The organism is Nitrosomonas sp. Nm58, from assembly GCF_900107335.1.
Classification (GTDB): domain Bacteria; phylum Pseudomonadota; class Gammaproteobacteria; order Burkholderiales; family Nitrosomonadaceae; genus Nitrosomonas.
This window is the reverse complement of record NZ_FNPQ01000011.1, coordinates 1-15,545: the sequence shown is the minus strand read 5'-3', so window position 1 is coordinate 15,545 and position 15,545 is coordinate 1. Positions and strand designations below refer to the sequence as shown.

Genomic DNA, 15,545 nt, shown 5'->3' with positions numbered 1-15,545 from the left:
TCTAGTGGACGCAAAATTAGGATTGCTTTTGGATTCAGGAATAATTGTCATTGATGAATCTTTCTTAAAGAAAATTCAATTTAGAATACTATCCCGGACTGTTGTGCTACGGTAACCATATCCTTATCCCCCCGCCCCGACAGATTAACCAGCAGCAATTTGTCTTTGCCGAGAGAAGGAGCAAATTTAGCCGCATAAGCTAGAGCGTGGCTGGATTCAAGCGCCGGAATGATTCCTTCAAAACGACACAAGGCATGAAAGGCTGACAGAGCTTCATCATCCGTTATTGCCACATATTCGGCCCGACCACAATCTTTGAGCCACGAATGCTCAGGCCCCACACCAGGATAGTCCAGTCCGGCAGAAATAGAGTGCGTTTCGATAATCTGACCATTATCATCCTGAATCAGGTAAGTACGGTTACCATGCAAGACTCCCGGCCTGCCTGTCACCAAGGTGGCAGCATGTTGATGAGTATTGATTCCCTTACCCGCAGCTTCTACACCAATCATGCGAACATTGTTATCCGCTATGTAAGGATAAAATAAACCAATAGCATTTGACCCACCTCCTACACAGGCAATCAATGCATCGGGCTGGCGTCCATACTCCTCTTCCATTTGCACTCTGGCTTCCCGTCCAATAACGGCTTGAAAATCCCGTACCATCATTGGATAGGGATGCGGACCGGCAACCGTTCCAATAATGTAATAGGTATTTTCAACGTTAGTCACCCAATCTCGCATCGCTTCATTTAGTGCATCCTTAAGTGTACGAGAACCAGATTCAACTGGTATCACCGTAGCACCAAGCAACTTCATTCGATAAACATTAGTTGCCTGACGCTTCACATCTTCCGAACCCATATAAACGACGCATTCCATGCCATAGCGCGCAGCAACGGTCGCACTGGCAACACCGTGCTGGCCCGCACCCGTTTCAGCAATCACTCGCGTTTTGCCCATGCGTTTTGCCAGTAATGCTTGTCCCACGGTATTGTTTATCTTATGAGCCCCTGTGTGATTCAGATCTTCTCGCTTGAGCAAGATCTGAGCGCCACCAAGATGCGCTGACCAGCGCTTGGCATGATAAATTGGACTAGGTCGCCCGACGTAATGCTTGAGCTCTTGATTAAATTCTGCCTGGAAATCGGCATCATCCCGAAAGTGCCGATACTGAGCAAGTAATTCATCAAGTGCTGCAATCAGTGTTTCTGCTACAAATGTTCCACCATATGGGCCAAAATGCCCTTGCTTGTCAGGAAGATCATAAATCTTCACAATTCTTGACTCCTTGCATAAAAGCAGAAATTTTGTTCACGTCCTTAATACCCTTCGCGACTTCTACGCCACTGGATACATCCACGGCCCATGGCCGAACTTGTCTAATCGCATTTACCACATTATCAGGATTAAGCCCCCCTGAAAGCACAAGTGGCAGAGGAAAATCTGATGGAATCAAATTCCAGTCAAATACCTGACCGGTACCACCTGGCATTCCTGCCGCATAGGTATCTAATAGTAATCCTTTGGCATTTTGGTAAAGCTTTCCGTATTGTAACAAATCCATCCCCTCCCTGACACGCAAAGCTTTAATATATGGCAACATAAATTGGTCACAAAATTCGGGTGATTCCTCTCCATGAAACTGCAGCAGATTCACGCCAGTTATGGTGGAAGTTTCTTCTACCCATTCTGGAGAAGGATCAACATAAACGCCCACCGCACTCACAAAAGGTGGCAACCGCAATACTATCTCGCGTGCCTGGATGGGCGAAACAAAACGCGCACTCTGCGGCCAGAATACAAATCCAATTGCGTCTGCTCCATGCTGTACTGCTACCAATGCATCTTCAACTCGGGTTATACCACAAACCTTGACACGAACCGATACAAAATTCTTCTCCATCTTTTTTATATAATTACGTAAATTTACCCGCTGAGTTTCCTGCTCTCCTCTATCTCCCCACCTGACCGATTGGCGCCCAGCATAATAGTCGCAAATGGAGATGGATTAAAAGTGGGCAAATTCCATTTAGTATCATAAGTAATCCCTGCTAGATACAACCCGTGAGGAGAGAATGTCGGCGCAGCAAGTGTTCGATCATGACTTTGCAGTAACATCTGTATCCATACGGGGGAATATTTACCTTGACCAATATAAACTAAGCTACCGACAATATTACGAACCATATGATGCAAGAAGCCATTAGCACGAAATTCAAAAATGAAAAGGTGGTCATATTGCGCAATCTCTAGCATGGTTAAATTTCGTACCGGATTCCTCGCTTGACACTCGGCTGTGCGGAAGGCACTAAAATCATGCTCACCCAACAACATGCCTGCTGCCTGTTGCATTTTTTCAAGATCCAACGGCTTATGAAACCACCCGACTTTTCTTTGATAGATCCCAGGGCGGATGGGATGATTCAGCAAGCAATAAAGATAACGCCGCTCAATAGCGCAAAAACGTGCATGAAACCCTTCACCAACTTCTGATGCCCACAATACAGCAATATCATCAGACAATAGCGCATTAGTCCCTCGCACCCATGCGCTCAAAGGCCGTCGTACGGTCGTTTCAAAATGAATCACTTGGTACAATGCATGAACGCCCGCATCTGTTCGACCTGCTGCAACGACTCCAACTCTATGGCAAGCAATTTTGGATAATGCAGCCTCCAGCTCACTTTGAATCGAGATGCAAGTAGGTTGACTTTGCCAGCCATGATACCGCTCTCCGTTATATTCTAGAACTAAGGCTATTCTCACAAAAATATAACAACCAAAATGCTCATCTGTTTCCAGATATCGTAATCAGAGTGCTTTGAAATTCCAATAAATTACTATTTTAGATTTTCCAGCATTGATCTTGCGACAACTTGTTGCTCTTCATCTCCCTCATGGATAACTTCCTCCAGGATCTCTTTGGCGCCTTCCCTATCATCCATCTCAAGATAAGCCTTCGCCAGATTAATTTTTACAGCAATCTCATTCCAGGGCGTACCTTCATCTTTGGCATGGATGACATCTTTATTTATCTTTTCAGGTTCGTCATCTAAGTCCAGTTTAATATCGGCAAAATTAAATTTAGTTAATTTTGCATCATCGCGTGGTGATAAAGATTCCACCTCATCCATCGCTGTCACTGATCCGGAAGATGCTTTTAAAGCGCCTGGAAAGTCTATACTGAATGGTATATTTCTCTCCTCTAAAGAAACCTCCTTATCCGTTTGATCAGTTTCAAGATTCAAAGCAAATTCATGACTGGATATAGGCTCCCCTTCCCCTTTTGTTACCAGTATTTCGGACTCATTCGTATCTTGAGCGCGGCCTGCCGGGACAATCGATAAATCATTGTCAATATTTGCCATATCAAATTTGATTTCATGATTTGGCCCAGTAGAAATATCTTCCACCTGGTCAAATTCAATTTTGGCATGATCACGATCCGAATCGGCATTTCGATCATTGACAAAACTTTCATTTATGTTTTTGCCAAAAAAGAACCTGGAAGAAGATTCGGATAGATTACTTTTTGACTCTTCAGCACTCGATCTAGAATTTTCAAAAAATTTAGATACTGAATCTTTTTTCCCATCCTGCACATTATCCAAACCCTTCGCTGGCGCCGGTGTTAATTCTGCCATGCATGAGGCAGCCATATTGTCTTTCGTAACTGCTCCAGCATACTCAAAAGCATCATCCATATCGTCACTTCTCTCTCTTCTTCGGCGAAGAATGGATATACCCAGCCAACTCATGAGCAGAACCACAAGCAACCCTCCCACTAATTCCAAATTATCTGTAATAAAACCCATAATTTGATCAGGCAAAGCAATCTCTATCGCTTCGGAAGAAGCAGGGGGTTGAACTTGGTCTGCCGTCCGCTCTGGAATAACAGGTGGCGTCGGCATGATCTTCTCAGAGCGCTCAACATGATCTATTTCATGTATTGGCGCTGAATCTATTAAATCTCCGGAAGCTGCTTCAACTGGCGGAAGCGGCGCTGGCGTTATCGCTGGCTCCGCTTGCGCGACAGATTGCTCTGCCTGGATTTGAGCTTCCGTCATGCCTGTGCCCTTAATCTCGATCAGGCGCTGTAATCTTTCAATATTTTGCTCCAATAAAGTAACCCGTTCATTGGCCTCTTTCAGAGCACGATCTTTAGCGATGGTATCCTCTTCCATCATTTGTAGATAGTCTTGCGCAGCGTCGGCTTTTTCCCCATCAAGATTCCCAATAGCTTGAGCGCTTTCAAGCTGCTCACCTTTTGAAACGATCAATACTTCTTCAGGTGATTTATTTTTTACTGCAGGGCCTTCTTCCGCAAGAGCCGTGGATATCTTTCCTGCTGCAGATCGCCTCAATTCTGCCTTTGATGAGAAACCCATTGCCGCATCAGCCATTCTTTGTCGATAAGCATGCCAGTCAGCAGTTTGCATCTTAATCTCACGACTTGCTTCTATTCGACTAATAGCAGAAATTTCATTTTGATCGGGAACACGCAGAACTACCCCGGCCTTCAGCAAATTCATATTTTTTTCGAAAAAAGCATCTCGATTTGCTTGATAAAGCGCAACCAGCATTTGATTAAGATCAACTCCCTGGGGCGTAATTTGCTTAGCGATTTTAATCAACGTATCGCCTCGCGCAACAGGACCATAAGCACTCATTCCCTGTTTATATGAAGTCACCTCTCTAGCTACTGATCTCTGATCGGTACTACTTTGTGGTTGAATAGCCTCACTCGATGCCAGGGTCGTCTGGGGCAGATCAGGCGTTCGCTGGATTATCGGTTTAGCTGACGAGACTGTTTGTGTATCGGCTGGATCAAGCAGAACGGTATACTCGCGCAATAAACGCCCCGATGACCAGTTTAGCTCTATCAGTAAATTTACGAATGGCTCATCGACTGTTTGCGGTGAAGTAACTCTAATATAAGGTTGACCATTAACGCGCTTCTCCACCGAAACATTCAACGAGGCATGATAAGGCGCATAAGTCACGCCCGCCTGACGAAAAGCTTCAGGTGAGGCCACACGCGCCGTCAAAGACGGTATCTCATCTTCGACTACAGAAACGAGCTCTATCTCTGCTTTAAGCGGTTGTCCTAGAGACGAACCTAAAGTTAATTTTCCTAGCCCAGCTGCATAAGCCAGCCAAGGCAACATGAGCAAAATTATTAACCAACACGCTCTAAAATAAATCTTATTCACAGAGATATCCTCACATTTCTTGGAATAGGATGCATGCTACCACCGACTTTACTTACAAAAATAAGAATTATCCTGTATCACAGGCCAATCCAGGTAATTCCAATGATCAGGGAAGATAAAAAACAACATCTCTCCCCTTCATTTCTTGAGAAAGAATTATTTTAATTCTCGATCAGTATCCGTAGCATTCTACGTAACGGCTCTGCTGCTCCCCACAGTAGCTGATCGCCCACTGTAAATGCGGAAAGATACTCACCACCCATATTAAGCTTACGCAATCGGCCAACATGAACATCCAGCTTGCCGTTAACAGCAACTGGCGTCAGTTCTTTTGTTGTCCTTTCCCGCTCATTAGGAATGACTCGCACCCAATCATTTGACTGAGCGATGATATCCTCGATTTCATCCAACGGAATATCATGCTTAAGTTTGATCGTCAATGCTTGACTATGACAACGCATTGCACCAACCCGGACACAGATACCATCAACTGGCACAGGTTCATTGATATGCCCCAGGATTTTATTTGTCTCTGCCTGACCTTTCCACTCTTCACGACTCTGCCCATGAGCAACCTCCTTGTCAATCCAAGGAATCAAGCTTCCCGCCAGAGGTACGCCAAAATTCTCAATAGGAAATTTTTTGTCACGCAGTTTTTCTGCAACTTCACGGTCGATATCCAGAATATTTGAAGCTGGATCACTCAACAGATTCTCTGCCACACGGTGGGTTTCGCCCATTTGCTGAAGCAACTCCCGCATATTCTGGGCGCCTGCACCCGAGGCTGCTTGATAAGTCATCGCGCTCATCCATTCGACCATGTTTTTTTCGAATAAACCACCCACTGCCATCAGCATCAAGCTCACGGTACAATTACCACCTATGTAATTCTTCACGCCATCATGCAAGGCTTGTTTGATAACAGGCATGTTGACGGGATCAAGAATGATGACAGCATCATCTTTCATTCTAAGTGTCGATGCAGCATCGATCCAATGACCTTTCCATCCAGACTCGCGTAACCTACCAAAAATCTCATTGGTATAATCACCTCCCTGGCAGGATATGATGATATTCATCTTCTTGAGTTCTGCTATATCATATGCATCCTTAAGGGAGGGTGTTTCTTTACCGATATCTGGTCCCCTCCCACCTTTCTGGGAAGTTGTGAAAAAAACTGGTTCTACCAATGAGAAATCATCTTCTTCACGCATGCGCTGCATAAGAACGGATCCCACCATACCACGCCAACCTACAAAACCTACTTGTTTCATTTAGTTTTCTATAACCCTTACGCTGAATGATCTTGTCTATTTAATCTTGGGTAGTTCTTGACTATTAATGCTGATCAACGAGATGAATTACAAGTTGTAAAAGCCTAAATCCAAATTAAAAATGGGCAGATAAATCTGTAATCGCTTCCGTGACTTATTTGCCTACCTGTAGCATATCTATAAATTTGCCAGTACAGCATCACCCATTTCTATCGTACCAACTTTTTTCATGCCAGGCTCGTAAATATCATTGGTACGAAAACCCTGCGCCAACACTTTTCTAACTGCGTTCTCAATCCGTAAAGCAACGTCTTCCTGAGCAAAAGAGTAACGTAACATCATCGCTACTGATAGTATCGTTGCTAACGGATTGGCTATGTCTTTCCCTGCAATATCCGGCGCAGATCCATGAATCGGCTCATACAATCCCTTATTTCGATCATCTAACGATGCAGATGGCAGCATACCGATTGAGCCAGTCAGCATGGAAGCTTCATCGGATAAAATATCGCCAAACATGTTACCCGTCACGATTACATCAAACTGCCTGGGATCACGCACCAACTGCATTGCGGCATTATCGACCAGCATATGGGAAAGGTTTACATCCGGGTACACCGCAGCCGTTTCAGTAACCACATCACGCCATAATTGGGTACACTCCAGCACATTCATTTTATCCACAGAGCATAGCTGACCTTTTCGTTTGCGTGCTGCTTGAAAAGCGACATGCGCAATTCGGCGTATCTCAGCCTCGCTATAAATCATGGTGTTAAAACCTACACGCTGACCATCTCGTTGCTCAATCCCTCTGGGTTGACCAAAATAAATATCACCTGTCAATTCACGGACAATCAGGATGTCCAGCCCAGAGACAATTTCAGGTTTTAACGTCGAAGCACTGGCTAATTCAGGATATAAGATAGCTGGCCGTAGATTAGCAAATAGGTTAAGCTCCTTACGAATAGCAAGCAGCCCTTGTTCGGGACGTTTCTCACGAGGCAAGCTATCATATTTTGGGCCACCCACAGCGCCCAGCAGCACAGCATCTGCTTCGGTAGCAAGCCTACGGGTTACTTCCGGAAACGGCTCACCAGCGGCATCCACTGCGCACCCACCCAGTAAACCAGGCTCGAGCTCAAGCTTTAGTCCATCACTTCTAAGCGCCATCAATACTCGCTCAGCTTGGGTAGTAATTTCCGGACCAATCCCGTCACCAGCCAAAACAGCAATTTTCATATTATTCTTCTCCGAAACGGAAATTTCATCTCAGGCAAACAACCATGGCTGTTCTTTCCGTCGCTTTTCTTCAAACTGTTTAATTTCATCGGCATGCTGCAAGGTCAAACCGATCTCGTCCAATCCGTTGATTAGACAATATTTTCGGAATGGATCGATATCAAAATTGTAGGTTTCATTACCCGGCGTCGTCACCGTCTGGGTCGCCAAATCTACAAAGAGGCAATAGCTATTCGTAGCTACGACTTCATCAATCAGCTTATTCACGATGTTTGAATCAAGCACGATGGGTAATAAACCTATCTTAAAACAGTTATTGAAAAAGATATCCGCAAAACTCGGCGCAATGATCACCTGGAAGCCATAATCCTGAAGTGCCCAGGGTGCATGCTCCCGACTTGATCCACAACCGAAATTATCGCGTGTAATCAGAATTTGCGCACCCTGATAGCGAAGCTGATTAAGTATAAAATCAGGGTTGATTTTACGCTGCGATACGTCCATTCCCGGTTCGCCCCGATCAAGATAGCGCCATTCATCAAATAAATTCTGACCAAAACCAGAACGCTTGATCGACTTCAGGAATTGTTTGGGAATAATGGCATCCGTATCTACATTAGCACGGTCAAGTGGGACCGCCAGTCCTCTACAATGTTCAAATTTCTTCATCTTTTGTTTACTGAGCAGACCTCTCGATTACCTCGCCACCCCGCTGAATATCCTTACCAACCCCCTGCAGTGTATGACAACCAGACAACTGCAGAACAGTCATCAGCAATGCAATCGATACAGACAACACCCTCATTCATGTCTCCTTAAATAAAAAATAGAGCCTTTAACTATTCATTCATTGTGCGAACATCGACGAAATGACCAGCCACTGCCGCTGCCGCTGCCATTGCGGGGCTGACCAAATGCGTTCTTCCCCCCGGTCCCTGTCTTCCCTCAAAATTACGATTCGATGTAGAAGCACAGCGCTCGCCAGGCATAAGTCTGTCATCGTTCATGGCCAAGCACATGGAACAGCCCGGTTCGCGCCATTCAAACCCTGCCTCCCGGAAAATTCTATCGATCCCCTCCTGCTCAGCTTGAGATTTTACCAAACCAGAACCCGGAACCACGAGCGCCAGCTTGATATTAGGAGCAATGTGCTTACCTTTCAATATCATTGCAGCTTCCCGCAGATCTTCTATTCGTGAATTGGTACATGAGCCAATAAAAATCTTGTCAAGAAGAATTTCACGAACCGGCGTATTGGGTAAAAGCCCCATGTATTTCAAAGCATTCTCAGTATCGTGGCGCTTGATTGGATCAACTATCAAAGCAGGATCAGGCACGCGCCCTTCAATTGAAGTCACCATTTCAGGAGAGGTTCCCCACGTCACCTGAGGTTTAATTTGCTCTGCCTCCAGTTTTACTACACGATCGAATATCGCTCCTTCATCACTTTTCAAGGTGCGCCAATAGGAAGCTGCTTGTTCCAACATTGCACCCTTCGGTGCAAAAGGACGTCCTTTAATGTATTCAATCGTAGTTTCATCCACCGCGATCATACCTGCACGCGCACCAGCCTCTATGGCCATATTGCAAAGCGTCATTCTCCCTTCCATACTCAGCGCCCGTATAGCGCTACCAGCAAATTCAATCGCGTAACCTGTACCCCCTGCCGTACCGATCTCGCCAATAATCGCCAGCGCAATATCTTTAGCCGTTACGCCACATCCCAACTTGCCTTCGACCAATATCTGCATCGACTTGGATTTTTTAGTCAACAGACACTGAGTGGCCAGCACGTGCTCTACTTCGGAAGTCCCGATGCCAAAGGCAAGGCAACCAAAGGCACCATGGGTACTGGTATGTGAATCTCCACATACTACCGTCATTCCTGGTAACGTCGCACCCTGCTCCGGACCAATGACATGCACGATACCTTGCCGTTGATCGCTCATTCTGAACTCGGTAATACCTAATTCCTCGCAATTCTGATCCAGCGTTTCCACTTGCAGGCGCGATGTAGGATCTTTAATACCTCTGCTTCTGTCGGTCGTGGGCACATTGTGATCGGCTACAGCCAGAATCGAATTCACTCGCCAGGGTTTGCGCCTGGCCAATTTCAATCCCTCGAACGCCTGAGGGCTGGTTACTTCGTGCACCAGATGGCGATCAATATAAAGAATAACCATGCCGTCCGGCTTGTCTGATTCCGCATGCACCACATGGCTTTCCCAAAGTTTGTCATATAAAGTCTTCATGTTACGATATTCCAAAAGAACAAGTTCATTATCCCATAAAGCAGAATTAAGCAGTAGATTGTCATTCAAGCGTAATAAATATAGCCATATAGTTAAGAGCAACTTCCTTCAAGCTCCATGAATGGTACAATTTTCTTGTTCATCATTCGTCCCAAAAATAATGAAATAAAGGATTGCCTTATGTCTACCATCGAATCCGTACTACATGAAACACGCATCTTTCCTCCTTCCTCGGAATTTGTTGAACAGACTAATCTGGCTGGTATGGCAGCTTATCAAGCACTGTGTACTGAGGCTGAGAAAGATTACCCAGGTTTCTGGAGCAAACTGGCACAAAAGCATATCCTATGGCATAAATCTTTTACACAAACTCTGAATGATTCAGACCCTCCTTTCTTTAAATGGTTTGAGGACGGTCAACTTAATATTTCGTATAACTGCCTTGATCGGCACCTTGCTAGTCAACCGGACAAAGTAGCTATTATTTTTGAGGCTGATGATGGCAGTGTGAGTCATTGCACCTACCGTGAGCTGTATCAGCGTGTTTGTCAGTTTGCTAACGGTTTGAAAGCGCTTAATGTTAAAAAAGGCGATCGTATTATCATTTACATGCCCATGCGTATTGAAGCCGTTGTCGCCATGCAAGCATGCGCACGCATCGGCGCTATTCACTCAGTCGTATTTGGTGGTTTTTCTGCTAAAAGCTTACACGAACGTATCGTTGACGCCAGTGCGGTAGCCGTTATTACCGCTGATGAGCAAACGCGTGGTGGCAAAAATCACCCCCTCAAAGCGATTGTCGATGAGGCTATCAATATGGGTGGTACAGATTCAGTCAAATCAGTCATCGTTTATAAACATGCGGGTGTTGACACGTCATGGCAGACCGGTCGCGATATCTGGTGGCATGACCTCATCCAGGATAAACAGACCGACTGCACGCCAGAATGGGTCGGCGCCGAGCATCCTCTGTTTACACTCTACACTTCCGGTTCCACGGGCAAGCCAAAAGGCGTACAACATTCGTCAGCCGGTTATCTCCTAGGTGTGATGATCAGCATGCAATGGGTTTTCGACTATAAACCAACGGATATTTTTTGGTGTACTGCCGATGTCGGCTGGATTACCGGTCATAGTTATGTAGCGTATGGTCCTCTGGCCATGGGAGCAACCCAAGTCATCTTTGAAGGCGTGCCTACTTATCCCGATGCTGGACGCTTTTGGAAAATCATACAAAATCACAAAGTCACCACCTTCTATACTGCCCCCACTGCAATTCGCTCATTGATAAAGCTAGGAGCAGATCTACCCAGTCAATATGATTTATCTTCGCTGCGTCTGCTTGGATCCGTGGGTGAACCAATTAATCCTGAAGCCTGGATGTGGTATTACACTGTAGTCGGTCAATCCCGCTGTCCGATCGTAGATACCTGGTGGCAAACCGAAACCGGCTGCCATATGATCGCACCGCTCCCTGGTGCAATATCCCTCAAGCCTGGTTCATGCACATTCCCTTTACCTGGAATTAGCACTGCAGTAGTCGATGAAGCAGGTCATGACGTTGAACAGGGAAAAGGAGGATTCTTGGTCATCAAACGACCGTTTCCTTCACAGATCCGCACACTATGGGGAGACCCTGAGCGTTTCAAGAAAACTTACTTTCCCCAAGATATTGGCGGTGGTCAATATTATCTGGCAGGTGACTCAGCCCATCGTGATAAAGATGGCTATTTCTGGATCATGGGGCGCATTGACGATGTCCTGAATGTATCCGGCCATCGTCTGGGAACCATGGAAATTGAATCAGCCCTTGTAGCTAATCCGCTGGTTGCTGAAGCGGCCGTCGTAGGAAAGCCGCATGAAATCAAGGGAGAAATCGTAGTTGCATTTGTCGTACTGAGAGGTAAATGCCCCCATGGCGATCAGGCTTCTGAAATAGCCAACTCTCTTAGGGAGTGGGTAGCACACGAAATTGGACCCATTGCCAAGCCTGAAGAAATCCGCTTTGGTGATAATCTACCTAAAACACGTTCAGGTAAAATCATGCGGCGACTGCTCCGCTCTCTTGCCAAAGGAGGAGAAATTACTCAAGATATATCCACTCTCGAGAATCCTGCCATTCTTGACCAACTCAAACAATCCATCAGTTGAGCTGAAAGAGCTCTTTTTTAGTTTAATACAGCTCCAAGCATTCCATCGAAATAAACATGAATCTACCCAATATAATCGACTACGATTTCGGAATCAGCGCTATCGATGCGGAGTACCATCGCTCTGGCCGCGCAGCGATTCACCTGATTACTGAGAACGGTGTTGCCGCTTTAGTTGATACGGGCACTCAATTTTCCGTGCCAGGTGTCATGCAGGTGCTACAAAATAAACAGCTTGCTCCCGAGAAAGTGGCTTATGTATTCCTCACACACATCCATCTGGATCATGCCGGTGGTGCAAGCGAGTTCATGCGACTGCTGCCCAATGCCAAGCTGGTCGTGCATCCGCGCGGCGCAAAATATATGGTTAACCCTGCCAAACTGATTGCCGGTGTAATGGCTGTTTATGGGGAAGCTGAATTCAGGCGTCTCTATGGTGAAATTTCTCCCATTGACGAAAACCGCGTTATTGAAGCGCCTGATGAAACCCGTATCGACCTGAATGGTCGATCATTATTGTTGCTCGATACCCCTGGCCATGCCCGTCATCACTATTGCATTTTCGATGAACGGAGTCAGTCTTTTTTTACTGGAGACACCTTTGGCGTTTCTTATCGAGAGCTTGATGTAGATGGTCTTGAATTCGTTTTTCCAACTACGACACCGGTACAATTTGACCCTAATGCTGCTCATGCTTCTTTGAATCGGATCATGAGCTATCAGCCACAATACGCTTTTTTGACACACTATAGCCGTATTGGTCATTTACCACACCATGCAACGCAAATGCACGAACTGATCGATGCATTTGTCAACATAGCCAATCAAGCAATTAACAAAACCTCAGATCGGCGCGAGTTTATTGTACAGGCCTTGAAAACATTATTATGTCAGCGACTTGCAATACACGGCTGCACCTGGTCACCCACAGCGATTTATGAATTATTGCGCCTCGATATTGAACTCAACGCCATGGGATTGGAAACATGGCTGGATCAATCTGAGAAATCAAATAAGCAGTAATGATCAAACACGGTTATAACTCTTCTACATATTTCATGACATCCCTATTCGATCTGATTATCGTCAGACTCAAGAATTGATAGCCTATATCATCAAAGTTATTTACAGTTATAGATTATCGGCGGATACCTTACAGATAAGAAAAATATCAAAAAGCATTTCTTGTTATTAATTTTTATGGTCTTACAGGGAGTAATCAATGGATAAGTTGAATGAGTCTATCGCTGGATGGATAAATGGTTTTTCCTTAAGCATGATCACAGACAGAAGCTGGTTTGAAATCGCATCAATTCTGACACCATCGATTATTCTGATTCTTGTCCTGTTCGGCTTCAGTTTCACTCTACAAAATAGAAAGTGGAAAATCGTAACCTACACTGTTTGCCTGTTGCTCACCTTGCTGTTCCTGCCTTATGAATTATTCCGCCAATCTGCCGCCCTATCCAAGGCACAGACAAACATTAGCGAAATGCAAACCCGCTTGAAAGGATTGCTGAATGCTTCAGAACTTAACCACATTGAGAATCTAGCCGATAAAGAAGTGGCTTCTAGCATGCTGGAAGAAACGATTGACAATCTCGAGCAAAAAGAGAAGAAAGAACTGATACTCATTTCATGGTTAATTGCTGAAAATGAAAAGCAATCATTGCGCCTTCATGAAGATAAGCAAAAATTGTTTTTTGATGAAATCAAATCGAGCCTTAATGAAGCAAAAGGAGAAATCATCAATACAAGAGAGCCTGTCGATAAGATTTCTGATGATATTCTGAAACGAATTGATAGCGATATCAGTCATCTCATTGGAAATAAAATGCAATCCCTCAATCAAGCATTTGATCATTCTTTAAAAACATTCCAGCAAGAAATCAACTTTTTTGTTCAGAATGAATTCAAAACATACGAAGAAAGATTGGCTACCCTTACTCAGAGGAGCATTGATGAGCTGAGAAATTACACTAGCAAAGCAGGGCAAGAACTTGATAATAAAATTAGAGATATAGACAGAGAATCATCACATAAACTCGATGAAACTCAAAAAAGTATCGATCATCTAGAAGGTGCTGTCGAGAATATCAATATGGACAAAATTGTTGCGCACATCAAACAACTCTCGGGTTCAATTGATTTGATTCAGAAGCAAAGCGACGTACAGTTCGAATATAACGAATGTATCAGAACTGTGGGATGGATCGATTTGATAGGCAGAGAAGAAGAGTGCAAAAAGAAATTGTATATGAACATGAATGATTTAATTAATCAGTAAACTCCATTGATCCTGCCAGATTATATTCAAAGTTTATCGTGTTAAGTTGATTTATGAATCAATGACTTATGAGAATACTGGCTACAATCCGGCCAATACCTAACACAGCCTGATCAATAAGTAATTTAACTTACCTGCATCCTGAAGAATGTTTAAACGTTCTATCAATCATACATTGAAGGACATCAAATATGATGAAACACTTTGTTTTAATGCTATTTACAGGAGGAATCATTTATTTGACCCTTGGATCAAGCGTTACACTAGCTAAAACAGGTTATGCTGTTCATTACAGTGACAAGTATCAAGGCAGGAAAACAGCTAATGGCGAAGTTTTCGATCAAAGTAATCTTACGGCAGCGCATAATGAATTCCCTTACGGAACGCTTGTGAAAGTTACTAATCTTGAAAACAATCGCAGTATAGTCGTCAAAATAAATGATCGTATGGCTCCTCACAACAACAATATCATCGATGTTACCAAACGTGCGGCAGCGGAGCTGGGCTTTATAAAAAAAGGGCGAGTTCATGTTAACCTTGAAACAGTTAAGTAAAACAAGACCATATATTCATATGGTCATTCAATTCAAACGAATGCAGCACTATGGCGGCATCTGTCAGTAGTCCTAGCACTCGACCGAGAATCACATCCTAATGTTGAAATAATCTTACTAAACAATCAGCGCACAAGATACTGTACAGCCGAATGAGTCCAGATAGATAAGATTGCTCTAAAGATGGACTAAAAAGTAACTTGGGGAGTTACGGGAATCACTCACCGAATTAAAAAAATATGAGAGTATTAACCAAAATTGCGGAACTCTAGTATCTTTTTGAAGCACCTGAAATAATCATTTTCTCTCCTCAATATAAAGTAGTTACTCACAGCCTTATTCGCGGAAATTGTGAATAAGAGGGTTTAATAAAAGTTAGAAGCGTCGCCATAAGAGATTGACCTGGTCAAGTAAAACCGGACAACCCGGTTAAGCGACTTCTTTCAATTTTTCTGTTTCCACTTCATATTGATTGGGGCTTTTGTACTCCAAGTATGAATGCAGTCGATGGCTGTTATAGAACATGGAAATATACTGCAGCACATCTTGCTGTGCTGCATGACGGGTTTGG

General features: G+C 44.3%; 14 protein-coding genes. 4 read left to right on the top strand and 10 right to left on the bottom strand.

Annotated elements, in window-relative coordinates:
• Nucleotides 1–80: 80 nt before the first annotated feature.
• From trpB to leuC, 9 genes are all read right to left on the bottom strand, one after another.
• On the bottom strand, nt 81–1,280 hold the full coding sequence (trpB, locus tag BLW34_RS06135; protein WP_090577013.1) for a tryptophan synthase subunit beta: 1,200 nt from the start codon (nt 1,278–1,280) through the stop codon (nt 81–83).
• Nucleotides 1,267–1,908, bottom strand: coding sequence for a phosphoribosylanthranilate isomerase (locus BLW34_RS06130; protein ID WP_090577010.1), 642 nt, complete (start codon nt 1,906–1,908; stop codon nt 1,267–1,269). The genes trpB and BLW34_RS06130 overlap by 14 nt, the downstream gene beginning before the upstream one ends.
• 23 nt (nt 1,909–1,931) lie before the next feature.
• The gene (truA, locus tag BLW34_RS06125; protein WP_090577007.1) at nt 1,932–2,771 is read right to left on the bottom strand and encodes a tRNA pseudouridine(38-40) synthase TruA; all 840 of its coding nucleotides are present in this window, start codon (nt 2,769–2,771) and stop codon (nt 1,932–1,934) included.
• A gap of 74 nt (nt 2,772–2,845) precedes the next feature.
• Complete coding sequence (locus BLW34_RS06120; protein WP_090577004.1) at nt 2,846–5,218, bottom strand: motility hub landmark protein FimV; 2,373 nt, start codon at nt 5,216–5,218, stop codon at nt 2,846–2,848.
• A gap of 161 nt (nt 5,219–5,379) precedes the next feature.
• Complete coding sequence (gene asd / locus BLW34_RS06115) at nt 5,380–6,492, bottom strand: aspartate-semialdehyde dehydrogenase (protein ID WP_090539695.1); 1,113 nt, start codon at nt 6,490–6,492, stop codon at nt 5,380–5,382.
• A 177-nt stretch (nt 6,493–6,669) separates the two neighbouring features.
• A complete protein-coding gene (gene leuB / locus BLW34_RS06110; protein ID WP_090577001.1) occupies nt 6,670–7,731 on the bottom strand; it encodes a 3-isopropylmalate dehydrogenase in 1,062 nt (353 codons plus the stop codon).
• A 30-nt stretch (nt 7,732–7,761) separates the two neighbouring features.
• Nucleotides 7,762–8,400: a 3-isopropylmalate dehydratase small subunit gene (gene leuD / locus BLW34_RS06105; protein WP_090539699.1), complete on the bottom strand. Its 639-nt coding sequence runs from the start codon at nt 8,398–8,400 to the stop codon at nt 7,762–7,764.
• Between the two features lie 7 nt (nt 8,401–8,407).
• Nucleotides 8,408–8,536, bottom strand: a complete 129-nt coding sequence (locus tag BLW34_RS06100; RefSeq protein ID WP_143002206.1) for an entericidin A/B family lipoprotein — start codon at nt 8,534–8,536, stop codon at nt 8,408–8,410.
• Nucleotides 8,537–8,570: 34 nt separating this feature from the next.
• On the bottom strand, nt 8,571–9,983 hold the full coding sequence (gene leuC, locus BLW34_RS06095; protein ID WP_090577148.1) for a 3-isopropylmalate dehydratase large subunit: 1,413 nt from the start codon (nt 9,981–9,983) through the stop codon (nt 8,571–8,573).
• Between the two features lie 180 nt (nt 9,984–10,163).
• Here leuC and acs point away from each other — a divergent pair, with 180 nt between their 5' ends.
• The 4 genes from acs (at nt 10,164) to BLW34_RS06075 (ending at nt 14,974) form a co-directional block, all read left to right on the top strand.
• Nucleotides 10,164–12,134, top strand: a complete 1,971-nt coding sequence (gene acs / locus BLW34_RS06090; protein WP_090577146.1) for an acetate--CoA ligase — start codon at nt 10,164–10,166, stop codon at nt 12,132–12,134.
• 56 nt (nt 12,135–12,190) lie between these two features.
• Nucleotides 12,191–13,156 carry an MBL fold metallo-hydrolase gene (locus tag BLW34_RS06085; protein ID WP_090576999.1) on the top strand — a complete coding sequence of 322 codons (966 nt, stop codon included), beginning with the start codon at nt 12,191–12,193 and terminating at the stop codon, nt 13,154–13,156.
• A 199-nt stretch (nt 13,157–13,355) separates the two neighbouring features.
• Nucleotides 13,356–14,420, top strand: a complete 1,065-nt coding sequence (locus BLW34_RS06080) for a hypothetical protein (RefSeq protein ID WP_090576996.1) — start codon at nt 13,356–13,358, stop codon at nt 14,418–14,420.
• A gap of 191 nt (nt 14,421–14,611) precedes the next feature.
• Entirely contained in the window at nt 14,612–14,974 is a 363-nt protein-coding gene (locus tag BLW34_RS06075) for a septal ring lytic transglycosylase RlpA family protein (RefSeq protein WP_090576993.1), read from the top strand.
• 429 nt (nt 14,975–15,403) lie between these two features.
• Here the strand turns inward: BLW34_RS06075 and BLW34_RS06070 are convergent.
• A partial coding sequence (locus BLW34_RS06070; protein WP_143037874.1) for an IS3 family transposase occupies nt 15,404–15,545 on the bottom strand: 142 nt, incomplete at its 5' end.

What these genes read in the sequence shown, in the direction of transcription:
- BLW34_RS06130 (WP_090577010.1), bottom strand. Translation starts at nt 1,908, where the DNA reads ATGGAGAAGAATTTTGTATCGGTTCGTGTCAAGGTTTGTGGTATAACC.
- asd (WP_090539695.1), bottom strand. Translation starts at nt 6,492, where the DNA reads ATGAAACAAGTAGGTTTTGTAGGTTGGCGTGGTATGGTGGGATCCGTT.
- leuB (WP_090577001.1), bottom strand. Translation starts at nt 7,731, where the DNA reads ATGAAAATTGCTGTTTTGGCTGGTGACGGGATTGGTCCGGAAATTACT.
- leuD (WP_090539699.1), bottom strand. Translation starts at nt 8,400, where the DNA reads ATGAAGAAATTTGAACATTGTAGAGGACTGGCGGTCCCACTTGACCGT.
- BLW34_RS06100 (WP_143002206.1), bottom strand. Translation starts at nt 8,536, where the DNA reads ATGAGGGTGTTGTCTGTATCGATTGCATTGCTGATGACTGTTCTGCAG.
- leuC (WP_090577148.1), bottom strand. Translation starts at nt 9,983, where the DNA reads ATGAAGACTTTATATGACAAACTTTGGGAAAGCCATGTGGTGCATGCG.
- acs (WP_090577146.1), top strand. Translation starts at nt 10,164, where the DNA reads ATGTCTACCATCGAATCCGTACTACATGAAACACGCATCTTTCCTCCT.
- BLW34_RS06085 (WP_090576999.1), top strand. Translation starts at nt 12,191, where the DNA reads ATGAATCTACCCAATATAATCGACTACGATTTCGGAATCAGCGCTATC.
- BLW34_RS06080 (WP_090576996.1), top strand. Translation starts at nt 13,356, where the DNA reads ATGGATAAGTTGAATGAGTCTATCGCTGGATGGATAAATGGTTTTTCC.
- BLW34_RS06075 (WP_090576993.1), top strand. Translation starts at nt 14,612, where the DNA reads ATGATGAAACACTTTGTTTTAATGCTATTTACAGGAGGAATCATTTAT.